Here is a 21,453-nt window from a genome sequence, read left to right on the forward strand (position 1 = left end):
GTGTACAGCCGCCTTGGCAGCGACCTTCGGTCGGGCGCATTGAGCAACCGGGGCAAATCGGGGTCACTAGCCAGCGAGTGAAACGGCGCTGGCAGCGGTATGGTTTTTTGCCGATAATAGCGACCAGTATTTGGCGTCATAGCTTTGACGATCTTCAGCCCCTTCGGGCGAGACACCCTGCAAGGAGTCCAGGATGCAAAAAGAAGGCAAGGTGGTGCCCTTGGCGGCCGCCATCGACCGAGGGGGGCGTGCGCCCCTGCCTTGCCTTCCGGTATTGCTCCTGCAAGTGCGCGACAAAGCCGCCTTGCAGTTGCGCCAGGGCTTGCAAGGCTTGTTCGACAACGCCGACGACACCCTCTTCGAGATGGCCGACAAGGCATTCGACCGCGGGGACCAGAACCTCTACTTCGAGGCCATGCGCGACCTGCGCCTGAAGCGCAAGAGCATCGAACGGGGCTTTCTCGACACCTTCTACGACGCCTTTTCCCGGATGGGCCAGGTCGACCTGCTGGCCCACCTGGGCGATCCTCGCGACCTGCGCAGCAAGGCCCAGGCCGAGCGGGCCGCCGCGATCGAAGGCATGGTCGCGCGGGTGCTGTCGCGTGACGGCATTGCCCTGCAGCAACTGGGCCTGCGCTTGCAGGCACTGCTCGATCGCCCGCTGCACGAGCAGCACAACCCATTGGGGCCGGCTGCACTGTGTGGCTACTTCCTCGATGCCGGGCGTAACCTGGGGGTTGTCCTGCGGGTAAAGCTGGTGCTGCTGAAACTGTTCGAGCGCTATGTACTGCGCGATGCCGACGTCATCTATGGCGAAGCCAACCAGTTGCTGGCTGCTGCAGGCGTGCTACCCGAGTTGCCGCCGGCACCGCGCCGGCGTGCCGAAGACCGGCGTATGGGCGCTCGACGTGGCACGGCGAACCTGGCGCAGGAGGTTGGCGCCGATGCGGCAGGGCAGGCCTTCTTTGCAGCGTTGCAGCCCCTGCTGGCGCCGTTGCGCGGGCAGTTTGCGCCGCGTCTGCAAGCGGTAGCCGCTGCCCAGCCGATCAGCACCGCCGATCTGCTGCGGCTGCTCTCCCATTTGCAGCACTACGTGCCCGCTACCCACGAAGACGAGGATTTCGAACTCGGCCAGCAGCTTGAACAGTTGCTCTTGCGGGTCAGCGTGCGCAGCGGCACACGCCGGCGCATCGAAGTGGCCGACGAGGACATGATCAACCTGGTAGGCCTGTTGTTCGGCTACATCCGCAACGACGACAATCTGCCGGCCAGCCTGCGCGCGCTGATCGTGCGCCTTCATATTCCGCTGTTGAAAGTCGCCCTGCTGGATAAGGGGCTGTTCAGCCGGGCCAGCCACCCGGCCAGGCGACTGCTCAACGAGATCGCCGGTGCCGCCATCGGCTGGGAATGTGCCGGCGATGGTCTGCGCGACAGCCTGCATCTGCGCGTGGAGCGGACCATCCAGCGCCTGCTCAACGATTTTGCCGAAAATACCAGCCTGTTCGCTGAACTGCTGGAAGACTTCCTCGCTTTCAACCAGGACGAGCGGCGGCGCAACGAACTGCTCGAACAACGCACCCGCGATGCCGAAGAAGGGCGTGCCCGCGCCCAGCAGGCCAGGCAACAGGTGCAGCATGCGCTGAACCTGCGCCTGCGCGGCCGGGTATGGCCGCAGGTGGTGGTGCAGATGCTGGTGCAGTCGTGGAGCCAGGTCATGCTGCTGGCCTGGCTCAAGCAGGGCGAGGCTTCCCAGGCCTGGCGGGATGCAGTGCAGACCATGGACGCGCTGCTGGCCAGCATCACCCCACCGCATGAAACACAAGCCTTGTTGCAGCAGGTGCCTGGCCTGCTCAAGGCACTGCGCGATGGCCTCGCCAGCGTGGCCCTGGACTCGGCCGCGACCCGCGAATTCTTCCTGCAACTGGAGCAGTTGCACTTGCGCGCCTGCGCCGGCACCGAGCTACAGCCTGGCGCAGAGGGCCAACGCCTGGGCGACGTGCTGGTGGCCGAGGATATCGTGTTGGCCATTGCCGAAGAGCCCGCCTGCGCGCCGTTGCATGTCGCCCATGGCCAGGCCGCTGCGCTGCGTCAGGTACAGCGCCTGCGTATCGGTACCTGGGTCGAGGTGCTCGACGAGGACGAGCCGCTGCGCTGCAAGCTGGTGGCGCGCATCGACAGTAGCGACAGGCTGGTGTTTGCCAACCGCACCGGCATGAAAGTGCGCGAGTGGAACGGCGCCAGCCTGGCCCGGGCCCTGCACCGCGGCGAGGTGCGGGTGCTGGACGACGGCCTGCTGTTCGAGCGGGCGCTGGACGCGGTGCTCCAGGCGTTGCGACAGTAACCAGGCCTGTAGGCGCAAACATTACAATCATTCACATGCAAACGGCCTTGGCCACAGGGCATACTGATGCCCTGTTCATGGCGCTTTCAGGATCTGCCCCCATGCAATTGGACCGTGCCACTGGCTGGTTCCACGGAATCGGAATCACCCACTGCCCCTCGCCGAACTTCAATGCCCGCCCCCAGGGCGAATCGATTTCCCTGCTGGTGATCCATAACATCAGCCTGCCTCCGGCCTGTTTCGGCACCGGCAAGGTCCAGCAATTCTTCCAGAACCGCCTGGACCCTGACGAGCATCCGTATTTCGCCAGCATCAACCACCTGACCGTGTCGGCGCACCTGTTCGTCGAGCGCGACGGCGCGGTGACCCAGTTCGTGTCATTGCTCGACCGCGCCTGGCATGCCGGTGTGTCATGCTTCGACGGGCGCGAGGGTTGCAACGACTTCTCCATCGGTATCGAGCTGGAAGGCACTGACGAGCTGCCCTATACCGATGCCCAGTACGCAGTGCTGGAGCAACTTACCCGGCATATCCGCAACGCCTGGCCGGCCATCGACCTCAGCCGTATCCAAGGCCACAGCGACATTGCCCCGCAGCGCAAGACCGACCCTGGCCCGGCCTTCGACTGGCCACGCTACCGCAAGGCGCTGCTGCACAACGAGGACAAGGCATGAGTTTTCTGGTGTTGTTGCTGGCGCTGTGGGTCGAGAAGTTCTCGGCGTTGCGCCATCAGGTGCAGCGTGACGGGTTCTTCCTTGGCGAACTGGTGCGCCTGGAGCGCAGCGGCAAGGTGCACCCGTGGTGGACGCTGGCCATTCTGGTGTTGGCTCCGGTCGCGTTGCTGGTGTTGCTGCTGCATGTGCTGGACCCTGTGGCGTATGGCCTGCTGGCCTTACCGGTGCATCTGCTGGTGCTGATCTACAGCCTGGGCCGCGGCGATGCCAAGGCATCGCTGGGGCCGTTCCGCGACGCCTGGCGCCGGGGCGATGACCAAGCCGCGCTGCACGTGGCAGAACGTGACCTGGGGCTGGCTGCCGACAATCCCCGCAGCTTGCTGGTAAGCGTTCAGGGCAACCTGTTGTGGCAGGTATACCAAGGCTTTTTCGCGGTGATCTTCTGGTACTTCGTACTCGGCCCGGGCGCCGCGCTGGCCTATCGTCTGCTGGCACTGTGTGGCGAGCACAGCAAGCAGCCAGCGCTCAAGGCCCGTGCCGAGCAGCTACGGCATGTGATGGACTGGTTGCCGGTGCGGGTGTTGGCATTGAGCTTTGCCTTGGTGGGCAATTTTGTCGCGGTCACACGGGTGATGCTGCATGAGTTGCTGAACTGGCATATCAGCGCCGCGCATCTGGTGGCTCGGGTCGGGCGCATTGCCGATGACATTCCAGAGGAAGAAGACGACCAGCGTGGGCTGGGGCGGCTGGACAGCCTGTGGGAATTGCTGCTGCGCTGTGCGGTGCTGTGGTATGCCGGGTTTGCGTTGTGGACGGTGCTGGTCTGACGTAGACGCGTCCCTTTGTAGGAGCGGCCTTGTGTCGCGATGGGCTGCGCAGCAGCCCCGGGGATTCAGATTCGCCACCTGATGGTCGGGGGCCGCGTTGGGGCCCTTCGCGACCCAAGGCCGCTCCTGCAAGGACCGTGAAAATCCTGGGACCGAGGCGATCCAGCTGCTACCAGCCAAACACCTCGCAAGCATTGCGGCTGCTGGCTGCGGCCAGTTCCCCGACGTCCACCCCCATCACCTCTGCCAGCACCGTGGCGATCTCCGGCAGGTGCTCCGGGCTGTTCCGTTCCCCCGGGTACATCACCGGTGCCATGTCCGGTGCATCGGTCTCCAGCACCACGCTGTCCAGCGGCAACCGTGCCAGGGTCTTGCGCAGCCGCAGTGCCTGCGGCCAGGTAGCCGCACCGCCCAAGCCAAGCCGAAAGCCCAGCTTGATGTATTCCCGGGCCTCTTCGTAACTGCCGGCAAACGCATGAATCACCCCCGCTCGCAGCGGCTTGTAGCGCTTGAGCGTGGCGATCACCTGGGCGTGGCTGCGGCGCACGTGCAGCAGGGCCGGCAGCTCGAAGTCGCAGGCCATTTGCAGTTGCGCTTCGAACAGGCCCTGCTGGCGCGCCTTGTCCAGGTCTTCGAGGTAATAGTCCAGGCCGAACTCGCCTACCGCACACAGCCGCGGGTGGCCGCGCAGGCGCTCCAGCCACTCGCGTAATTGGCCCAGGTGCTGCGGGCGATGTTGCTCGAGGTAGACCGGGTGCAGGCCGAACGCGGCGAACAGGCGCTGATCGCTGCAGGCCAGGTCCCACACCCGTTGGAAATTGGCCTGGTGCACCGCCAGCACCACCAGCCGTTCCACCCCGCGCGCCGCCGCGTTGGCCAGCAGGCGCGGGCGGTCGGCGTCGAAGTCGGGGAAGTCCAGGTGGGTGTGCGTGTCGATCAGGCGCATGTTCAGGCCGCTGCGATGCGTTGCTTGAAGGTTCGACCGACGGCGTGCACGCCAGGTTCGTAGCGTTTCTCCTCGATCGCGGCCAACGCCAGTTCCAGCGCGGTGGCGGCAATCAGGCCATGCTGCTGGGCCATGGCGTTCACCGGCAGCGGCAGGAAGTCGAGCAGCTGGTTGTCGCCGAAGGTGCCCAGCTGCAGCTGGCGTGAGTCGGCCGGGCGTGCCTGAAGGGCGTCGAACACCCCTTGCAGCAGCACGTAGGAGGTGGTCACCAGGGCGTCCGGCAGGCCGCCGAGGTCACCAATCAGCTGTTGCATCAGGCGTTGGCCGCATTCACGGCTGAAGGCTTCGCCCTGGTAGCGGCGAACTTCGCCGGCATAACCGTGCAGGGCCTCGTCGAAGCCGCCGGCACGCGCCTGGCTGACCGAAAGCTCCGGGCGTGCGCCGATCAGGGCGATGCTGCGCGGGGCCGCGCTGAGCAGGCTGGCGGCCAGTTGGCGGCTGGCATCGCGGTCGTCGCTGATGACCGAACAGAAGTGCGCCGGGTCCAGGCGGCGGTCGATGGCGATCACCGGCAGGCCCTTGTCCTGCAGTTCGCGGTAGCTGTCGTCTTGCGGTGGCAGGCAGCTGGCGACGAACAGCGCATCGCAACGGCGCGCGCGGAACAGCTGCTGCAACTGGCGCTCGCTGTCGGGCTGGTCGTCGCTGCTGGCGATCAGCAACTGGTAGCCACGGGCTCGGGCGCCTTGTTCGAGCTGTTTGGCGATGCGCGCGTAGCTGGGGTTCTCCAGATCGGGGAGAATGAAGCCCAAGGTACGCGTATGCCGGCTGCGCAAGCCAGCAGCCTGCGGGTTGGGGGTGAAGCCATGGGCTTCGACCACCGCACGCACCCGCTCGACGGTGCTGTTGCTGATGCGCTGTTGTTCGGCCTTGCCATTGATGACGTAGCTGGCAGTGGTCACGGACACACCGGCCAGACGGGCGATATCGCTGAGTTTCACCGAATTTTCCTTGTTATTACCGGGGCTGGCTGTGAAGCCTGACCGGGTAGTTTGACCCGGCAGCGGCGCCACGCGCAGACGACCATTGTCGCAATTGTCCGACAGGATGGGGCTTTTTCCCTGGCAGATTATCGAGTAACGTGGCCGCCTGGTCAGATTAAACGTTTCAGCTGCCGATTTTTCTGCCTCGGCTGCCATCGTGCAAGGCTGTCGAACTGGCCGTTCATGTGAATTCCACAACAATACTCCAGTACCCGACCGGGAACTGCAAAAGGAGAAGGTCATGCTCGAGCTCGCCAAGGAGCAGATAGCCATGGGCCAGAAGGCCGCCACCAAGGCCGAGGCCTTGTGCCTGCTGGCCGACCGGTTGGTCGCCGACGGCCTGGTCGCCGAAGGGTACCTGCAAGGGCTGCAGGCCCGCGAGGCGCAGGGCTCCACCTTCCTTGGCCAGGGCATCGCCATTCCCCACGGCACCCCGCAGACACGCGACCTGGTGTACGCCACCGGCGTGCGCCTGCTGCAGTTTCCCGAGGGTGTGGATTGGGGCGATGGGCAAATGGTCTACCTGGCCATTGGCATCGCCGCCCGTTCCGACGAACACCTGCGCCTGTTGCAGCTGCTGACCCGCGCCCTGGGCGAGACCGACTTGGCCGAAGCGCTGCGTCGCGCCGGCTCCGCCGAGGCATTGCTGAAGCTGTTGCAAGGCGCGCCCCAGGAACTGGCCCTGGATGCGCAACTGGTCGGCCTGAACCTGCCTGCTGAAGACTTCGACGAACTGGCCTGGCGCGGCGCTCGCCTGTTGCAGCGGGCCGAGTGCGTCGACAGCGGGTTCGCTGCCGTGCTGCAGCAGGCCGAACCGTTACCGCTGGGCGAGGGCCTGTGGTGGCTGCACAGCGAACGCCAGGTGCGTCAGCCGGGGCTGGCCTTCATCACCCCGCAACAGCCATTGCGCTATCGCGACCAGCCGCTCAACGGCCTGTTCTGCCTGGCCAGCCTCGGCGCAGCCCACCAGGCCTTGCTCGAACGCCTGTGTGAAGTACTGATCGAAGGGCGCGGGCAGATGCTCTACCAGGCCACCAGCAGCCGCGCAGTCCTGGAAGTGCTGGGCGGAGAGGCGCCGGCGGACTGGCCCAGCGCGCGTATCGTGCTGGCCAACCCGCATGGCTTGCATGCCCGCCCAGCCAAGGTGCTGGCGCAGTTGGCCAAAGGTTTCGAGGGGGAAATCCGCGTGCGCCTGGTCGACAGCGCGCAGCCAGCGGTATCGGTGAAGAGCCTGAGCAAGTTGCTCAGCCTCGGCGCCCGTCGTGGCCAGGCGCTGGAACTGGTGGCTGAACCCACTAGTGCCGCCGATGCCTTGCCGGTGCTGTTGGCTGCCATCGAACAAGGTCTGGGCGAGGAGGTGGAACCGTTGCCGCAGGGCAGCGCGGCTGCCGTCAGCGCCACCGCCGAAGTGCTGCAGGCACCGCCGGCCGGTAGCCGTGTCCAGGGCGTGGGCGCCGCCCCGGGTATTGCCAGTGGCCCGGCCCACGTGTGTGTCGAGCGCGAGTTCGACTACCCCCTGCGCGGCGAGTCGTACGCCCAGGAGCGGCAGAAGCTGCGTGAAGCCGTGGCGACTGTGAACAGCGAATTGCAAGCCTTGGTCCAGCGCAGTGACAAGGCCATTGGCGAGATCTTCGTGACCCACCAGGAAATGCTCGCCGACCCGGCCCTGAGCGACGATGTCGAGCAGCGCCTGACCCAGGGCGAGAGCGCCGCGGCGGCGTGGATGGCGGTGATCGAGGCGGCGGCACGCCAGCAGGAGTCGCTGCACGATGCCTTGCTCGCCGAGCGTGCCGCTGACCTGCGCGACATCGGTCGCCGGGTGCTGGCGCAACTGTGTGGCGTGCAGGCGCAAGCCGAACCGCAACAACCGTACGTCCTGGTGATGACTGAAGTCGGCCCGTCCGATGTCGCCCGGCTGGACCCGAGCCGTGTTGCCGGTATCGTCACTGCCCAGGGCGGCGCCACCGCCCACAGCGCGATTGTCGCCCGTGCCCTGGGCATCCCGGCGGTGGTTGGCGCCGGCGCCGCGATCCTGCTGCTGGAGGCGGGCACGCCGTTGCTGCTCGATGGCCAGCGCGGCGTGGTCAGCGTGGCGCCACCGGCAGATGAACTGCAACGTGCCCTGGCCGAGCGGGACCTGCGCGAGCAACGCCTGCAGGCGGCCTGGGCCAACCGCTTCGAGCCGGCAGTCACCCGCGATGGGCATGCCATCGAGGTGTTCGCCAACATCGGCGAAAGCAGCGGCATCGCCAAGGTGGTGGAGCAGGGCGCCGAAGGCGTGGGCTTGCTGCGCACCGAGCTGATTTTCATGGCCCACCCCCAGGTGCCGGACGTGGCCACCCAGGAGGCGGAATACCGGCGCGTACTCGATGGCCTCGACGGTCGCCCGCTGGTGGTGCGTACCCTCGATGTCGGCGGCGACAAGCCGCTGCCGTACTGGCCGATCGCTGCCGAGGAAAACCCGTTCCTCGGCGTGCGTGGGGTACGCCTGACCTTGCAGCGCCCGCAGGTGATGGAGGACCAGCTGCGCGCCTTGCTGCGGGCCGCCGACCAGCGCCCGCTGCGCATCATGTTCCCGATGGTGGGCCAGGTGCACGAGTGGCGCGAAGCGCGGGCCATGGTCGAGCGCCTGCGGGCGGAAATCCCGGTGGCCGATTTGCAACTGGGCATCATGGTCGAAGTGCCGTCGGCAGCCCTGCTGGCCGCGCAACTGGCGCGCGAAGTCGACTTCTTCAGCATCGGCACCAATGACCTGACCCAGTACACCCTGGCCATCGACCGTGGCCACCCGAGCCTTTCGGCCCAGGCCGATGGCCTGCATCCGGCGGTGCTCAGCCTGATCGACATGACCGTGCGCGCCGCGCATGCCCATGGCAAGTGGGTGGGCGTGTGCGGCGAACTGGCGGCCGACCCGCAGGCGGTGGCGGTGCTGCTCGGCCTGGACGTGGACGAGCTCAGCGTTGCGGCGCGCAGCATTGCCGAAGTCAAGGCCCTGGTCCGCCAGGCCGATCACCAGACGGCCCGCGCCCTGGCGCGCGAGGCCCTGCAACAGGACAGCGCCGCAGCGGTTCGCGCGCTGGTGGAGCGTTACTGAATGGCCAAGATCCTCACCCTCACCCTGAACCCGGCGCTGGATATCACCATCGGCCTGGGGACCCTGCGCCCGGGGCAGGTCAACCGCAGCCAGACGCAGCACAGCCACGCTGCGGGCAAAGGGCTGAACGTTGCCCAGGTACTGGCCGACCTGGGGCACAGTGTCACGGTAGGCGGCTTCCTCGGCCGCGATAACCTGCAGCCGTTCGAAGCGCTGATCCAGTGGCGTGGCTTTGCCGACTGCTTTGTCCGTGTGCCCGGCGAGACCCGCAGCAACATCAAGCTGGTCGAGGCCGATGGCCGTGTCACCGACGTCAACGGCCAGGGCCCGGAGGTCGACGAGGCGGCCCGCAGCGCCTTGTTGCGCCTGCTGGAGCAGGTTGCGCCGGGGCATGACGCGGTGGTGGTGGCGGGCAGCCTGCCGCGCGGCATCAGTGCCGAGTGGTTCTGCCAGTTGCTCGAACGATTGAAAGCCCTGGGGCTGAAGGTTGCCCTGGACAGCAGTGGCGAAGCCCTGCGTGCTGGCTTGCAGAGCATTCCCTGGCTGGTCAAGCCGAATACCGAAGAGCTGGGCGAAGTGCTGGGCCTGGCTGTGGATAACCCGCAACAGCAGCGTGCCGCCGCCGCCCGCCTGGTGGCCAGTGGCATCGAACACGTGGTGGTGTCGGCGGGCGAGCAGGGGGTCAGCTGGTTCACCCGCGAGCTCGCCGTGCATGCCCGCCCGCCCAAGGTGCAGGTAGCCAGCACGGTAGGGGCGGGGGATTCGCTGGTGGCCGGCATGGTCCATGGCTTGCTGCTGGGCGAAGCCCCGGCACAGACCTTGGCCCGCGCCACCGCTATCGCCGCCCAGGCCGTTACCCAGGTGGGGTTCGGCATCTGTGACCGGGAGCAACTGGCGCGCCTGGAAGCCGCCGTGCAACTGACAGAACAACAAGAGGGTTGCCGATGAACATTGCCATTGTCACCGCCTGCCCCAACGGCCAGGTGTCGAGCGTGCTGAGCGCGCGTTTGCTGTCCGCCGCGGCCCAGCGGCGCGGCTGGAGTACCAGCGTCGAGGTACAGGACGTCGAGCACCCCGAGCGGCAACTGAGCGCCGCGCAGATCGCCGAGGCCGACTGGGTGCTGGTGATCAGCACCGGGCCGGTGGACCTCGCCCGCTTCGTCGGCAAGCGGGTCTACCAGAGTACGCCGTCCCAGGCCTTGACCGATCGTGAGGGCTTTCTCGATGAAGCCGCCGCCAATGCCGAGCTGCTGACTTCAGTGGCAACCGGCCCGGCCGAGCTGGCCAGTGCCGGTGCACGCATCGTCGCGGTCACCGCCTGCCCGACCGGCGTCGCGCACACGTTCATGGCCGCAGAGGCCCTGCAGCAGGCCGCGCAGCAGCTGGGCTACCAGCTCACCGTCGAGACCCAGGGTTCGGTCGGTGCGCGCAACCCCTTGTCTGCCGAAGCCATCGCCGCCGCCGACGTGGTCCTGCTGGCTGCCGACATCGAAGTGCCCACCGCGCGTTTCGCCGGCAAGCGCATCTACCGCTGCGGCACTGGCATCGCCCTCAAGCAGGCCCGTGCCACCCTGGACAAGGCCCTGGCCGAAGCCAAGGTGGAAAGCGGCGCCGATGCCTCGGCAGCGGCTACGCCAACCAAGGGCGAGAAGACCGGGGTGTACAAGCACCTGCTCACCGGTGTGTCGTTCATGCTGCCCATGGTGGTGGCGGGCGGGCTGCTGATCGCCCTGTCGTTCGTGTTCGGTATCGAGGCCTATAAACAGCCGGGGACCCTGCCAGCGGCATTGATGCAGATCGGTGGCGAGGCGGCATTCAAGCTGATGGTGCCATTGCTGGCGGGCTACATCGCCTGGTCGATCGCCGACCGCCCGGGGCTGGCCCCCGGCATGATCGGCGGGCTGCTGGCCAGCACCCTGGGTGCGGGCTTCATCGGCGGCATCGTCGCCGGCTTCCTCGCCGGTTACAGCGCCAAGGCCATTGCCCGCTGGGCCCGCTTGCCCAGCAGCCTGGAGGCGCTCAAGCCGATCCTGATCATCCCGTTGCTGGCCAGCCTGTTCACCGGCCTGGTGATGATCTACGTGGTTGGCCAGCCGGTGGCGGCGATGCTCGACGGCCTCACCCACTTCCTCGACAGCATGGGCACCACCAACGCCATCCTGCTGGGGCTGTTGCTGGGCGGCATGATGTGCGTCGACCTGGGCGGGCCGATCAACAAGGCCGCCTATGCCTTTTCGGTGGGGCTGCTGGCCTCGTCGAGCTACGCGCCGATGGCGGCGACCATGGCCGCGGGCATGGTGCCGCCGATCGGCCTGGGTATTGCCACCTTCCTGGCCCGTCGCAAGTTCGCCCAAAGCGAGCGCGAGGCGGGCAAGGCAGCCCTGGCGCTGGGCCTGTGCTTCATTTCCGAAGGGGCGATACCGTTTGCCGCCAAGGACCCGCTGCGGGTCATCCCCGCCAGCATCGCCGGCGGCGCGCTGACCGGGGCCTTGTCGATGTACTTCGGCTGCAAGCTGATGGCACCGCATGGCGGCCTGTTCGTGCTGCTGATCCCGAATGCGATCAACCATGCGGCGCTGTACCTGCTGGCGATCGTGGCCGGCAGCTTGCTGACGGCGGTGGTGTATGCGCTGATCAAGAAGAGCGAAGGGGTAGAGCTGGCGGTAGCACCGGCGAAAGGCTAGAGGCCTGGGTTGGCGCACTGGCCGCTTCGCGGATTCAACCGCGAGGTGGCCGCTGCCGGCTAGCGTCGATGCTTCTGCCGCAATGGCACCAGCAAGTCGCCCAACCCGTTATGGTCGATCTCGTGCATCAACGCCAACAACCCACCCAGTTCCCCTGCCGGGAAGCCTTTGCGGGCGAACCATGCCAGGTAGTCCCCCGGCAGGTCGGCTATCAGCCGGCCCTGATACTTGCCGAACGGCATGCTGCGGGTCACCAGCAGTTCTAGGGTTTCCGGCTTCATCATCGGCGCACCTGGCAGTAGAGAGCGCCGACCATACTGCAAAGTGCACGAACGCCCAAGCGGCAATCATGCAGAACGCCGCTTGCCGGGGTTGTGGTCATCAGGCCAAGTCATTGATATCAGGCGTTTTTTATTTTTCAAACGGGTTGGCACGATCACTGCTCTCATCTAGTGGACTATCACCTGCCAAGGAGTATTGCCATGAGCAACCCGAACAAAGATGTGATCGACGTACTGAACGACCTGATCGAGTACAGCAAGGACGGCGAAAAGGGTTTTCGTGAATCGGCCGATGATGTCAAGAACCCGGAGCTGAAAGCCTTCTTCGTGCAACGTGCCGGCGAGTGCGCCAATGCTGCTGGTGAGCTGCAAAGCGAGGTGCGGCGCCTGGGCGGTGATCCGGAAACCTCGACCAGCCTGAGCGGCGACCTGCACCGTGGCTGGGTCAACTTCAAGTCGATGCTTACCGGCAAGAGCGAAGAGGCCGTGTTGAACGAGGTCGAGCGTGGTGAAGACTACGCACTCAAGGCCTACAAGGACGCCCGGGAAAAACTGGTAAAACTGGGCCGCACCGCCAGCGACCAGACCTACAACCTGGTGGAAAAGCAGCTGCAGGGCGTGCAGCGCAATCATGACCAGGTCAAGGCACTGCGTAACGCTGCACGCGCCAGTTCCTAATCGGCCGGCCCTTCTACCCGGTTGCGGCCCTTGGCCTTGGCCCGGTAGAGGGCTTCATCCGCAGCACCCAGCACCCTTGCCAGGTCGTGCTGGGTGCCGGAAACGCCAATGCCGATGCTCACCGTGACCGAGTGGGTATCATCGGCGAATGGCGTCAGCGCTTCGACACTGGCGCGGATACGTTCGGCCAGCCAGTGTGCGCCTGCCAGGTCGGTTTCCGGCAGCACCACCTGGAATTCCTCCCCACCATAGCGCGCCGCCAGGTCGGCAGGGCGGCGGATACAAGCCTCGATGGTCTTGGCCACTTCGCGCAGGGCATGGTCGCCTCCCGCGTGGCCATGGCGCTGGTTGAAGGCCTTGAAATGGTCCACATCCACCATCAATACCGCCAACGGCTTGCGGTTGCGTTGCGCGCGCGCCCACTCCTGGCGCAACACCTGGTCCAGGCGACGGCGGTTGGCCAGGCCGGTCAGGCTGTCGGTAGAGGCCAGTGTTTCCAGGCCTTGTTCGGCCTCGTGGCGGCGGCGTAATTCGCGGCCCAGCAGCAGGGTCAGCCAGAGGATGCCCACGCACAGTACGCCGGTGGCGACGCTGACCATGATCGCGGTGCGGCGCCAGGACTGGAACACTTCGTCGGCCGAGTGCGCCACCAGTACGATCAGCGGCAGCTGCGGGACCCGGGCAAAGGTATAGATGCGCAGTTTTGCACTACTGCCGGAGCGGGCGGTGAAGCTGCCGCTCTGGTCGTTGAGGATGCGTTTGAAATTGGGGCGGTCGGCGAAGTTGGTGCCAATCAGCGGGTCCTGTGCACGTGATGGCTGGCGTGCGAGCAGTTGGCCGTCGGTGTTGATCAGGTTGATGCTGCTGTCGTCGCCAATGTCCAGGCGCTGAAACAGTTCGCTGAAGTACGACAGGCGCAGTGCGCCAGCTGCCACCCCGGCAAACTCGCCATCCGCGCCGGAGATCCGTCGGCTGAAACTGATGCACCAGTCCAGGTCGCCGAGCTGCGCCTTGAACGGTGGGCCGACCAGCAGACCGAGGTTGGCATCGCGCTGGTGCGCCTGAAACACCCCGGTAGCGCCGAAGTTGGCTTTACGCGGTACGCTGCTGGTGGAGTCGCCTACCACATTGCCCTGTTTGTCCAGCCACAGCACATCACCGCGCTTGCGGTCGACGAAGGCTTCGTTGAACAGCAGGCGCTGGCGCAGCGGGCTGGGTATGTCTGGCAGCTCCTGGCGCCCGACTGCCCAGATCAGGCCCTTCAGGGACTGGTCGTAGAGTTCGACATTGCGCAGGATATCGCTTTCGATCAGCTGGACGATGTTGTTGGACGAGCGGATCGCCGACAGCTCGACGCTATCGCGCTCAAGGGCCAGCAGGTAGCTGACGATGGCCACGATGGCGAGCACGGCAAGGCAACTGCCCAGGTTGAGGAACAGCTCGGGGTGTGACCTGTAAAGTGCGAAACGCGGGGGTCGGGGGGTCATGCTCGCTACTGCGTGGGCAGGGCCATTCGCGGCGGCCACATTCTAGGGAAGTGGGGATTGTCGAACAAGATTTGTCCGACGGAATTACGCAGGCGAGTCTGCGCAGCCCATCGCCGGCAAGCTCCCACAGCTACCGCGTTGCCTGCTTCGCGGATAAATCCGCTCCTACAGATGTGAACTGCCCTGTAGGAGCGGCTTCAGCCGCGATCACCGGCAAAGCCGGTGCCATCCACCTTCTTAGCGAACCGAGGGCAAAGCCTTCGCTGGCGGTTTCGAATCAGAACACGTTCAACGGGTAATCGACGATCACCCGCAATTCATCGTTGTCGCTGTTACTGTCGATCGAGGCATAACCCTGGCTGCCACGGTGCACGGCATAGCGCAGCAGCACCGACAAGTCCTTCAGGTCACCTTCCTGGAATACGTACTTCAGGTCCAGGTCGCGCTCCCAGTGCATGGCGTTCTTGCCATCGGCACGGTAGTAGTCGTAGTGGCTGGTGTCCTGAGTGGCCTTGGTCAGGTCGGCCTCACCGCGCGAGTACGACAGCGCGCTGGTCAGGCCTGGGACGCCCCAGCCAGCGAAGTCATAGTTGTACTGCAGCTTCCACGAACGCTCGTTCGGCGCATTGAAGTCGGAGTACATGCGCGAGTTGTCCAGGTAGATGCTGTCGCCAAGGTTGATGTAGTCGAACGGCGTGTTGCCGTTGACCCGCTGGTAGGCGGCAGTGACGCTGTGGTACCCGGCGTTGACGGTGAAGTGCACGCTGTAGGTATTGTTGTCGATCTTGCCCAGCAGTGCCTGGCCGGTGTCCTGGGTGTGATAGAAATGCACGCCCGGGTTCAGGCTGACCAGGTCATTGACTACATAGGTGTAGTCGAAGTCGGCGTAATACTGGTTCCAGATGTCCTTCAGCTCGGCGGCATACAGGTTGGCCGTAATGTTCGGGGTACCGCTCCACGACGCGCCGGCCCAGTTCAGGTGCTTGCTCTTGTCGTGCTCGTCCAGCGCGCCGTAGTAGGTGTCGATACGGCGGTGGCCGCTCTGGTTGTAGGGCTTGGTGAAGCTCGCCTGGCCGCCTTCGAGCAGCAACCCGTCGATGCTGGTGTTGGTCAGGCTCACGCCACGGAAGGTCTGCGGCAGCATGCGGCTTTCGCCACCGGCGATCACCGGGTTGGTGAGGAACAGGTCACCGGCTTTGAGCTCGGTGTCGAATGCCTTGAATTTGATCGCGGCCCCGGCAGTGGAGAACGAATGCGGCGCTGCACCCAGCTCGCCATCGTCCTTGATGTGCTCGGGCAGGATGCTGGTGCCGGCGTGGCCGCCACCGCCATCGAGCTTCAAGCCCAGCATGGCATGGGCATCCAGGCCAACGCCAAGCACCCCTGGGGTGTAGCCCGATTCGAAGCGCGCAACCGCGCCCTGGCCCCACTCGCGGGTGTCACGCACGCCAGCGTTGTGGTTGTCGCGGTTGAAATAGGCATTACGCAAATGCAGGTTGAGCGACGACCCTTCGATGAAGCCATCAGCCTTGTCTTCATCTGCCTGGGCGGCGAAAGGGATCGTTGCAGTCAACGCAATGAACAGCGGGGTAAAACGAAACGCGGAAGGCACCGGTACTCGCTCCTTTGGTCTGGCGGTGGGGCAGTTTTTATTTTCGAATGTGCGTCTTTTTATTGATGTACGTTACAGCCGGGCTGATAGTTGAAGCACATAAAAAAAGCCGCTGATCGGCAGCGGCTTTAAAAGGCTAACATATCGGCACCGGTGGTGCCCATGGCGTAGCCAAGGGAAAACGGGAGCAGCGACAGCGTTTGCTCAACTGTCGGCATTGGCATCGACGTCAGCTTTCGAAGCTGTCTGTTTTGCGCCTTTGGCGGCATCAGCCTTCTGTGCGGGTACGGCTTCGCGGGCCTCTTGATGAATGGCGGCAAGCTCAGCGTTACGGGTGATGAAAGCCTGGGATTCTTCGGCCATGGCCAGCGGCGACAACAACAGGGACGACAGGACGAAGAGGCTGGCAATACCCTTACTGTTGGACATTTGAAACTACCTTCTTGCAGTGCAAGTGCTAATGAGGACAGGGCTAAAGTTAGTCCTTTCAATGCATTTGAAACAGAGCGAAGCGCGATAAGAACTGTTGCGCAAAAGGTAATGATTGCACGGAAATCAATTGGACTTTCGCCGGAAAGCCCCGTGCTAGACAGGCCCGTGCACGGGGGCGCGTACGGCCTGGTCAGAAGCCGATGAAGGCGTAGTACACCGGGGGCTTGTGGGTGGTGCGCAATCCCTGCTGTCGCAAGTCCGCCAGCAACGCTTCATCCTCCACGTGCAGGGTCCATTGTGCTCCGGCATCGTCCGGCATTTGCGCCAGCGCCGCGGCAAATACGTGCATGTCGGGCAGGTAAGCAGTAAAACCATTGCCCTTGAGCGCACTGGTGGTCATGCCCAGCGCCTGGCATAGCGCCACCTTGGCCGCGATGTCATCCCGGTCAGCCTGACGCGACGCTTGCACCAGCGCCTCCAGCTCGGTGTCGACCAGGCGCGTGCCGTGGATCAGCACGGGCCCCTGCTGCCAGGCTTGTGGCGGGCAGTCCTTGCTGCCTGGGCGCAGCGGGATATGCGGGTTGATCTCTACCGGGTAAATGCGGCAGACCAGCGGGCGCTGGTCATAGATAGTGCAGCGGTCGTTGGCGTCGAGGTTGCGGCAGCGGCCAGGGTTGAACGCGGCAAAGGTCACCGCGACGCGTATTTCGCCTTCGCCGCAGCGCACGGGATGGGAGCGGGGTAGTACGTGCTCGCGCTGCTCCTGCGGCATGCCTGGGCCGTCGGTCACGAACGCTTCGAGCAACACGATCACCTGGCCGTTGTCTGCCGCCCAGCGACGGGTTTCGGCCAGGGTCAGTGGCACGTGGTGGCCGGTGCAACACTTGCCGCAGCCAGTGCAGGCGAAACGCAAGCTGCCGGTCACCTGGCCTCGGGGCTCCATTCGCTGACGAAGGCGCGCTGCTGACGGCGGTCGTACAGGCACAGTTCGCTGCCGGTACGCTGCTGCATGTGCTGCTGTGGGTAGACGCCTTCGATCAGCAGGGCGCTCATGCCGACCTGGTCATCGAACTCGGCGGGCTTGCCGCGGGCGTGGGCATCCTTGAACTGGCTGGCGGCCAGGCAGGCTTTGAGCATCTGCTGGCGCTGCTCGTTCCAGGCCTGGCTGGTCGAGGCCTGGGCGGCTGCGCTGAACAGGGCGTAGACGACCAGGATGGAGCTGAAGCATTTCATGGCGATACCGGCAAATTGCATGCGTAGGCCGCGATTATGCCTGGCTCGGCCCCGGCGGCAAGCCGGTGATTTTGTCGCTGAATTTATCAGCGCTCGGCAAACACCACGGTACGCGCCGCCACCACCAAGCAATCGGTCAGCTCCGGCGAGGAGAACTTGGTGAGGATGGCATTGGCTCCGGCCAGCCTGGCCTTCTCGGCGCTCATGGTGCTGTCCAGCGAAGTATGCAGCAGGATGTACAGGTGCTGGAAATCCGGGGTCTCGCGCAGGGTGCGGGTGAATGCGTAGCCGTCCATCTCGGACATTTCGATGTCGGATACGATGATGTTGATTTCCTGCGCGGTGCCCTGCAGCTCCAGCAGCACGTTGATGGCGTCCTTGGCGCTGCGCGCGGTGTGGCATTCGATGCCGAGGTTGCGCAAGGTATGCACCGACTGCTGCAAGGCCACCTGGCTGTCGTCCACCACCAGGATGTTGGCGGCGGCCAGCAGGCTGATGTCTTCTTCACTCAAGGTTTTCTGCGGCGGCTCAGGCAGCGGCGGGGCAATGGCGTGGATGACCTTTTCAATGTCCAGCACCTGCACCAGGGTGTTGTCGACCCGGGTCACGCCGGTAATGAACGAGCGGTTGCCCGAGCCGTAGGGTGGCGGTTTGATGTCGGTGCTCAGGCAGTGCACGATACGGCTGACCGCCTGCACATGCAGGCCCTGGCGCGAGCGGCTGATCTCGGTGACGATCAGGCAGCCGCCGTCCGGGTCGGTCAAAGGCTGTTCACCGATGGCGCGGGACAGGTCGATGACCGACAGCGAATGGCCGCGCAGGGTCGCCACGCCTTTCACGTGGGGGTGCGATTCGGGCAGCTTGGTCAGCGCTGGGCAGGGGATGATCTCGCTGACCTTGAGCAGGTTGATTGCCATCAACTTGCCGCTGCGCAGCGTGAACAGCAGCAGGGACAGCGAGTCCGCGCGGGCATTTTGCGTGGCCATGGTGACCTTCGTCGGGAACAGGGGTAACCGGTTATCGGCCTGATCTGTTCGGGCTTTAGGCTCTGTACGAAAAGCCTTGATACTTGTTCATGCTGCGTTGAAAACAGCCTCGGAATGCTCATGTACTCCAGTACACTCCGCTTCCTCGGCTGTTTTCGTCTTGCCTGACCTGCGTCTCAAGACTTTTCGTACAGAGCCAAGCGGCAACCCCTCAGCGTAATCCCAGGCGGTGCGCCAAACGGCTGAGATTGGCCCGATCCAGGCCCAGCTCTCGGGCTGCGGCCGCCCAGTTGTGCTGATGCCGCTGCAGGCAGGCTTCGATCAGCTGGCGCTGGTAGACGTCAACGGCTGCGCGCAGTCCACCGTCGGCCAGGGCCGCCGCCTGTATGGGGGCAGCAGGGGAGGGCGGGGTGCCAGGCGCGGCGTTTGCGCGCAGGTCGAGGTCGATGGCTTCCAGGGTGAGGATGCGTGGCCTGTCTGTGTGCTGGCCCAGCGCCTTGAGCGCCGAGCGGCCGATCAGGTGTTCCAGTTCCCGCACGTTGCCTGGCCAGTCGTAGGCCAGCAGTGCCGCCTGGGCGCCGCTGCTCAGGCGCAGGCTGTTCAGGCCCAGGCGCGAACGGTTCTGTTCGAGGAAGTAGCCAGCCAGCAGCAGCACGTCGCGCCCGCGTTCGCGCAACGGCGGCACGTGCAGCGGGTAGACACTGAGGCGGTGGTAGAAATCGGCGCGGAAGTTACCGCTGCGCACCTCCGCCGCCAGGTCGCGGTTGGTGGCGGCGATCAGGCGCACATCCACCCGGTGCTCGCGGTCCGAGCCAAGGCGCTGCAACTGGCCGCTCTGCAGGACACGCAGCAACTTGGCCTGCACCGTCAGCGGCAGTTCACCCACTTCGTCGAGGAACAGCGTGCCGCCATTGGCCAGCTCGAACTTGCCGCGGCGCTCGCCATGGGCGCCGGTGAAAGCGCCGCGGACATGGCCGAACAGTTCGCTTTCCACCAGCGTGTCGGGCAAGGCGGCGCAGTTGAGGCTGATCAGCGGTTTGTCGGCGCGGTTGCTGGCCTGATGCAAGGCCTGCGCCACCAGTTCCTTGCCAACCCCGGTTTCACCGGTGATCAGCACGGTCAGGTCGCTGCCACCAACCAGGCGGATTTCCTCCACCAGGCGCTTGTGGGCGGGGCTCTGGCCGATCAGTTCTCTATCCTGGCCGCTGGCCTGGCGGTAGATCTCGGCGCGGTGGTGCTCGTCTTCGGCACGCAGGGCCAGGTGCTCGATTCGTTCGGCCACGGTAACCGTGGCGGCAGCCAGGCTGGCGAAGGCCTGCAGGGCATCCAGCTCCAGGCTCTGGAACTGCCCGGGGGTGAGGGCGTCGAGGGTGACCAGGCCCCAGGGGCGCTCATCGACCATCAGTGGGCAGCCCATGCAGTCATGTACTTCCAGGTTGGCATGGGCGGCGTTGACCAGGCCATCGTAAGGGTCGGGCAGCTCGGAGTCGCTGGCGAAGCGGGTGGGCTCCGGGCGGCTGAGCAGGATCTGGAAGCGCGGGTGCTCGCTGACCCGGAAGCGCCGGCCAAGGGTATCCGGGCTCAGGCCGTCCACTGCCAGCGGCACCAGCCACTCACCGTCCAGGCGCAGCAGCGCGGCGGCATCGCAGGGCAGTAGCCCGCGCATGGCCTGTAACAGGCGGCGGTATCGTTCCTGGTCCGGCAAGTCGCGGGACAGGTCACTGACCAGGGGCAGCAGGGCGGTGAGCAGTGGCTTTGTAGTCATATAGACTCCTGTGGGTCGATATGACTATACGCGCGGGCGGGTCGTTTTGACATGACGCCGGTCAAAGCCCTGATTTTGCTGGGAATAAAAGTTGGCACGATTGCTGTAATAACCGCGGCAGTCATTCGAAGCCACAGGCTCAGGAGTTGTCGCAATGCTCAATGCCGAACAACGTGCAATCATCAAGGCCACGGTCCCCCTGCTGGAAAGCGGCGGCGAAGCGCTGACCACCCACTTCTACAAGATGATGCTCAGCGAGTACCCGCAGGTACGCCCGCTGTTCAACCAGGCCCACCAGGCCAGCGGTGACCAGCCGCGTGCCCTGGCCAACGGCGTGCTGATGTATGCCCGCCACATCGATCAACTGGAGCAGCTGGGCGGCCTGGTCGGTCAGATCATCAACAAGCATGTCGCCTTGCAGATTCTGCCGGAGCACTACCCGATCGTCGGCAGCTGCCTGCTGCGCGCCATCGAGGAAGTGCTGGGCAAGGATATCGCCACCCCCGCCGTCATCGAGGCCTGGGGCGCGGCCTATGGCCAACTGGCCGAGATTCTGATCGGCGCTGAAGAAAACCTCTACAAACAGAAGGAAGAAGCCGCAGGCGGCTGGCGTGGTACCCGTGAATTCCGCCTGGTCCGCCGCGAGCAGGAAAGCAGTGAGATCGTTTCGTTCTACTTTGCCCCGGTGGATGGCAAACCGGTGCTCAAGGCCGAGCCTGGCCAGTACATCGGCCTGAAACTGGACATCGACGGTGCCGAGCAGCGCCGCAACTATTCCCTGTCGGCGCTGTGCGACGGCAAGGAATATCGCATCAGCGTCAAGCGCGAGCAGGGCGGCAAGGTTTCCAACTACCTGCATGACCAATTGGCGCTGGGCGATACCCTGCAGCTGTTCCCGCCGGCAGGTGATTTCACCCTGGCCGCGGGCGACAAGCCGCTGGTACTGATCAGTGGTGGCGTGGGCATCACCCCGACCCTGGCGATGCTGCAGGCGGCTCTGCAAACCCGGCGCGAGGTGCATTTCATTCATTGTGCGCGTAACGGCGCCGTGCATGCCTTCCGTGACTGGGTCGACGGCCTGGCCGAGCGTTATCCACAGCTCAAGCGCTTCTATTGCTATGCCGAGCCGGAAGGTGCTGCTGCAGCCGATGCGGTGGGCTTGCTGAGTGAAGACCTGCTGGCCGAGTGGCTGCCGCAGGAGCGCGATGTGGATGCCTACTTCCTTGGGCCGAAGGGCTTCATGGCGGCGGTCAAGCGCCAGCTGAAAGGCCTGGGTGTGCCGGAGCAGCAGAGCCGCTACGAGTTCTTCGGGCCGGCGGCGGCGCTGGAGTGATGCAGCCCCGGTAGCGGCTCTCCTCGCGGGTGAACTCGCT

At 65.1% G+C, this 21,453-nt stretch carries 18 protein-coding genes; 8 read left to right on the plus strand and 10 right to left on the minus strand.

Annotated elements, in window-relative coordinates; all coding sequences use genetic code 11:
• Positions 1-193 precede the first annotated feature (193 nt).
• The 3 genes from HG549_RS04245 to ampE all read left to right on the plus strand — a co-directional run bounded on the left by HG549_RS04245 (position 194) and on the right by ampE (position 3,842).
• Positions 194-2,341 carry a DUF1631 domain-containing protein gene (locus HG549_RS04245; RefSeq protein WP_170028296.1) on the plus strand — a complete coding sequence of 716 codons (2,148 nt, stop codon included), beginning with the start codon at positions 194-196 and terminating at the stop codon, positions 2,339-2,341.
• Positions 2,342-2,442: 101 nt separating this feature from the next.
• The gene (gene ampD / locus HG549_RS04250; RefSeq protein ID WP_170028297.1) at positions 2,443-3,015 is read left to right on the plus strand and encodes a 1,6-anhydro-N-acetylmuramyl-L-alanine amidase AmpD; all 573 of its coding nucleotides are present in this window, start codon (positions 2,443-2,445) and stop codon (positions 3,013-3,015) included.
• A complete protein-coding gene (ampE, locus tag HG549_RS04255) occupies positions 3,012-3,842 on the plus strand; it encodes a regulatory signaling modulator protein AmpE (RefSeq protein WP_170028298.1) in 831 nt (276 codons plus the stop codon). Before ampD ends, ampE begins: the two co-directional genes overlap by 4 nt.
• Before the next feature lie 169 nt (positions 3,843-4,011).
• On the opposite strand, the gene HG549_RS04260 is transcribed toward ampE, so the two are convergent.
• Positions 4,012-4,788 (minus strand): TatD family hydrolase, encoded by a 777-nt coding sequence (locus tag HG549_RS04260; RefSeq protein WP_170028299.1) that lies wholly within the window; start codon positions 4,786-4,788, stop codon positions 4,012-4,014.
• Positions 4,789-4,790: 2 nt separating this feature from the next.
• The gene (cra, locus tag HG549_RS04265) at positions 4,791-5,786 is read right to left on the minus strand and encodes a catabolite repressor/activator (RefSeq protein ID WP_170028300.1); all 996 of its coding nucleotides are present in this window, start codon (positions 5,784-5,786) and stop codon (positions 4,791-4,793) included.
• Positions 5,787-6,069: 283 nt separating this feature from the next.
• On the opposite strand from cra, the gene ptsP reads away from it, so the two are divergent.
• The 3 genes from ptsP to HG549_RS04280 are packed head-to-tail and all read left to right on the plus strand — an operon-like array spanning position 6,070 to position 11,606.
• The gene (ptsP, locus tag HG549_RS04270; RefSeq protein WP_170028301.1) at positions 6,070-8,922 is read left to right on the plus strand and encodes a phosphoenolpyruvate--protein phosphotransferase; all 2,853 of its coding nucleotides are present in this window, start codon (positions 6,070-6,072) and stop codon (positions 8,920-8,922) included.
• Complete coding sequence (gene pfkB / locus HG549_RS04275) at positions 8,923-9,870, plus strand: 1-phosphofructokinase (protein WP_170028302.1); 948 nt, start codon at positions 8,923-8,925, stop codon at positions 9,868-9,870.
• The gene (locus tag HG549_RS04280) at positions 9,867-11,606 is read left to right on the plus strand and encodes a PTS fructose-like transporter subunit IIB (RefSeq protein ID WP_170028303.1); all 1,740 of its coding nucleotides are present in this window, start codon (positions 9,867-9,869) and stop codon (positions 11,604-11,606) included. The genes pfkB and HG549_RS04280 overlap by 4 nt, the downstream gene beginning before the upstream one ends.
• 59 nt (positions 11,607-11,665) lie before the next feature.
• Here the strand turns inward: HG549_RS04280 and HG549_RS04285 are convergent, their stop codons facing one another.
• Entirely contained in the window at positions 11,666-11,887 is a 222-nt protein-coding gene (locus tag HG549_RS04285) for a DUF3820 family protein (RefSeq protein ID WP_170034042.1), read from the minus strand.
• 201 nt (positions 11,888-12,088) lie between these two features.
• On the opposite strand from HG549_RS04285, the gene HG549_RS04290 reads away from it, so the two are divergent.
• Entirely contained in the window at positions 12,089-12,565 is a 477-nt protein-coding gene (locus HG549_RS04290) for a PA2169 family four-helix-bundle protein (RefSeq protein WP_170028304.1), read from the plus strand.
• Here HG549_RS04290 and HG549_RS04295 read toward each other — a convergent pair.
• The 7 genes from HG549_RS04295 to norR all read right to left on the minus strand — a co-directional run bounded on the left by HG549_RS04295 (position 12,562) and on the right by norR (position 20,080).
• Positions 12,562-14,052, minus strand: a complete 1,491-nt coding sequence (locus HG549_RS04295; RefSeq protein ID WP_170028305.1) for a diguanylate cyclase — start codon at positions 14,050-14,052, stop codon at positions 12,562-12,564. The two genes, HG549_RS04290 and HG549_RS04295, sit on opposite strands and share 4 nt — an antisense overlap.
• 277 nt (positions 14,053-14,329) lie before the next feature.
• Positions 14,330-15,664: an OprD family porin gene (locus tag HG549_RS04300; protein WP_170028306.1), complete on the minus strand. Its 1,335-nt coding sequence runs from the start codon at positions 15,662-15,664 to the stop codon at positions 14,330-14,332.
• A 204-nt stretch (positions 15,665-15,868) separates the two neighbouring features.
• Positions 15,869-16,093 (minus strand): hypothetical protein, encoded by a 225-nt coding sequence (locus HG549_RS04305; RefSeq protein ID WP_170028307.1) that lies wholly within the window; start codon positions 16,091-16,093, stop codon positions 15,869-15,871.
• 193 nt (positions 16,094-16,286) lie between these two features.
• Entirely contained in the window at positions 16,287-17,021 is a 735-nt protein-coding gene (locus HG549_RS04310; RefSeq protein WP_170028308.1) for a YkgJ family cysteine cluster protein, read from the minus strand.
• A complete protein-coding gene (locus HG549_RS04315; protein ID WP_170028309.1) occupies positions 17,018-17,329 on the minus strand; it encodes a hypothetical protein in 312 nt (103 codons plus the stop codon). The genes HG549_RS04310 and HG549_RS04315 overlap by 4 nt, the downstream gene beginning before the upstream one ends.
• A gap of 86 nt (positions 17,330-17,415) precedes the next feature.
• Positions 17,416-18,315: a chemotaxis protein gene (locus HG549_RS04320; RefSeq protein ID WP_170028310.1), complete on the minus strand. Its 900-nt coding sequence runs from the start codon at positions 18,313-18,315 to the stop codon at positions 17,416-17,418.
• 211 nt (positions 18,316-18,526) lie between these two features.
• Positions 18,527-20,080 (minus strand): nitric oxide reductase transcriptional regulator NorR, encoded by a 1,554-nt coding sequence (gene norR, locus HG549_RS04325; protein ID WP_170028311.1) that lies wholly within the window; start codon positions 20,078-20,080, stop codon positions 18,527-18,529.
• A 154-nt stretch (positions 20,081-20,234) separates the two neighbouring features.
• Here norR and hmpA point away from each other — a divergent pair, with 154 nt between their 5' ends.
• Positions 20,235-21,413, plus strand: a complete 1,179-nt coding sequence (gene hmpA / locus HG549_RS04330; RefSeq protein WP_170028312.1) for an NO-inducible flavohemoprotein — start codon at positions 20,235-20,237, stop codon at positions 21,411-21,413.
• Positions 21,414-21,453: the final 40 nt, after the last annotated feature.

Origin of the sequence: Pseudomonas sp. SK (assembly GCF_012975065.1) — a bacterium.
GTDB lineage: Bacteria > Pseudomonadota > Gammaproteobacteria > Pseudomonadales > Pseudomonadaceae > Aquipseudomonas > Aquipseudomonas anuradhapurensis.

Excerpts from the sequence above, each read along its gene's own strand:
- HG549_RS04280 (WP_170028303.1), top strand. The coding sequence starts at position 9,867 with ATGAACATTGCCATTGTCACCGCCTGCCCCAACGGCCAGGTGTCGAGC.
- norR (WP_170028311.1), bottom strand. The coding sequence starts at position 20,080 with ATGACTACAAAGCCACTGCTCACCGCCCTGCTGCCCCTGGTCAGTGAC.
- HG549_RS04260 (WP_170028299.1), bottom strand. The coding sequence starts at position 4,788 with ATGCGCCTGATCGACACGCACACCCACCTGGACTTCCCCGACTTCGAC.
- HG549_RS04295 (WP_170028305.1), bottom strand. The coding sequence starts at position 14,052 with ATGACCCCCCGACCCCCGCGTTTCGCACTTTACAGGTCACACCCCGAG.
- pfkB (WP_170028302.1), top strand. The coding sequence starts at position 8,923 with ATGGCCAAGATCCTCACCCTCACCCTGAACCCGGCGCTGGATATCACC.
- HG549_RS04245 (WP_170028296.1), top strand. The coding sequence starts at position 194 with ATGCAAAAAGAAGGCAAGGTGGTGCCCTTGGCGGCCGCCATCGACCGA.
- ampE (WP_170028298.1), top strand. The coding sequence starts at position 3,012 with ATGAGTTTTCTGGTGTTGTTGCTGGCGCTGTGGGTCGAGAAGTTCTCG.
- ptsP (WP_170028301.1), top strand. The coding sequence starts at position 6,070 with ATGCTCGAGCTCGCCAAGGAGCAGATAGCCATGGGCCAGAAGGCCGCC.
- HG549_RS04290 (WP_170028304.1), top strand. The coding sequence starts at position 12,089 with ATGAGCAACCCGAACAAAGATGTGATCGACGTACTGAACGACCTGATC.
- HG549_RS04285 (WP_170034042.1), bottom strand. The coding sequence starts at position 11,887 with ATGAAGCCGGAAACCCTAGAACTGCTGGTGACCCGCAGCATGCCGTTC.
- hmpA (WP_170028312.1), top strand. The coding sequence starts at position 20,235 with ATGCTCAATGCCGAACAACGTGCAATCATCAAGGCCACGGTCCCCCTG.
- ampD (WP_170028297.1), top strand. The coding sequence starts at position 2,443 with ATGCAATTGGACCGTGCCACTGGCTGGTTCCACGGAATCGGAATCACC.
- HG549_RS04315 (WP_170028309.1), bottom strand. The coding sequence starts at position 17,329 with ATGAAATGCTTCAGCTCCATCCTGGTCGTCTACGCCCTGTTCAGCGCA.
- HG549_RS04305 (WP_170028307.1), bottom strand. The coding sequence starts at position 16,093 with ATGTCCAACAGTAAGGGTATTGCCAGCCTCTTCGTCCTGTCGTCCCTG.
- HG549_RS04320 (WP_170028310.1), bottom strand. The coding sequence starts at position 18,315 with ATGGCCACGCAAAATGCCCGCGCGGACTCGCTGTCCCTGCTGCTGTTC.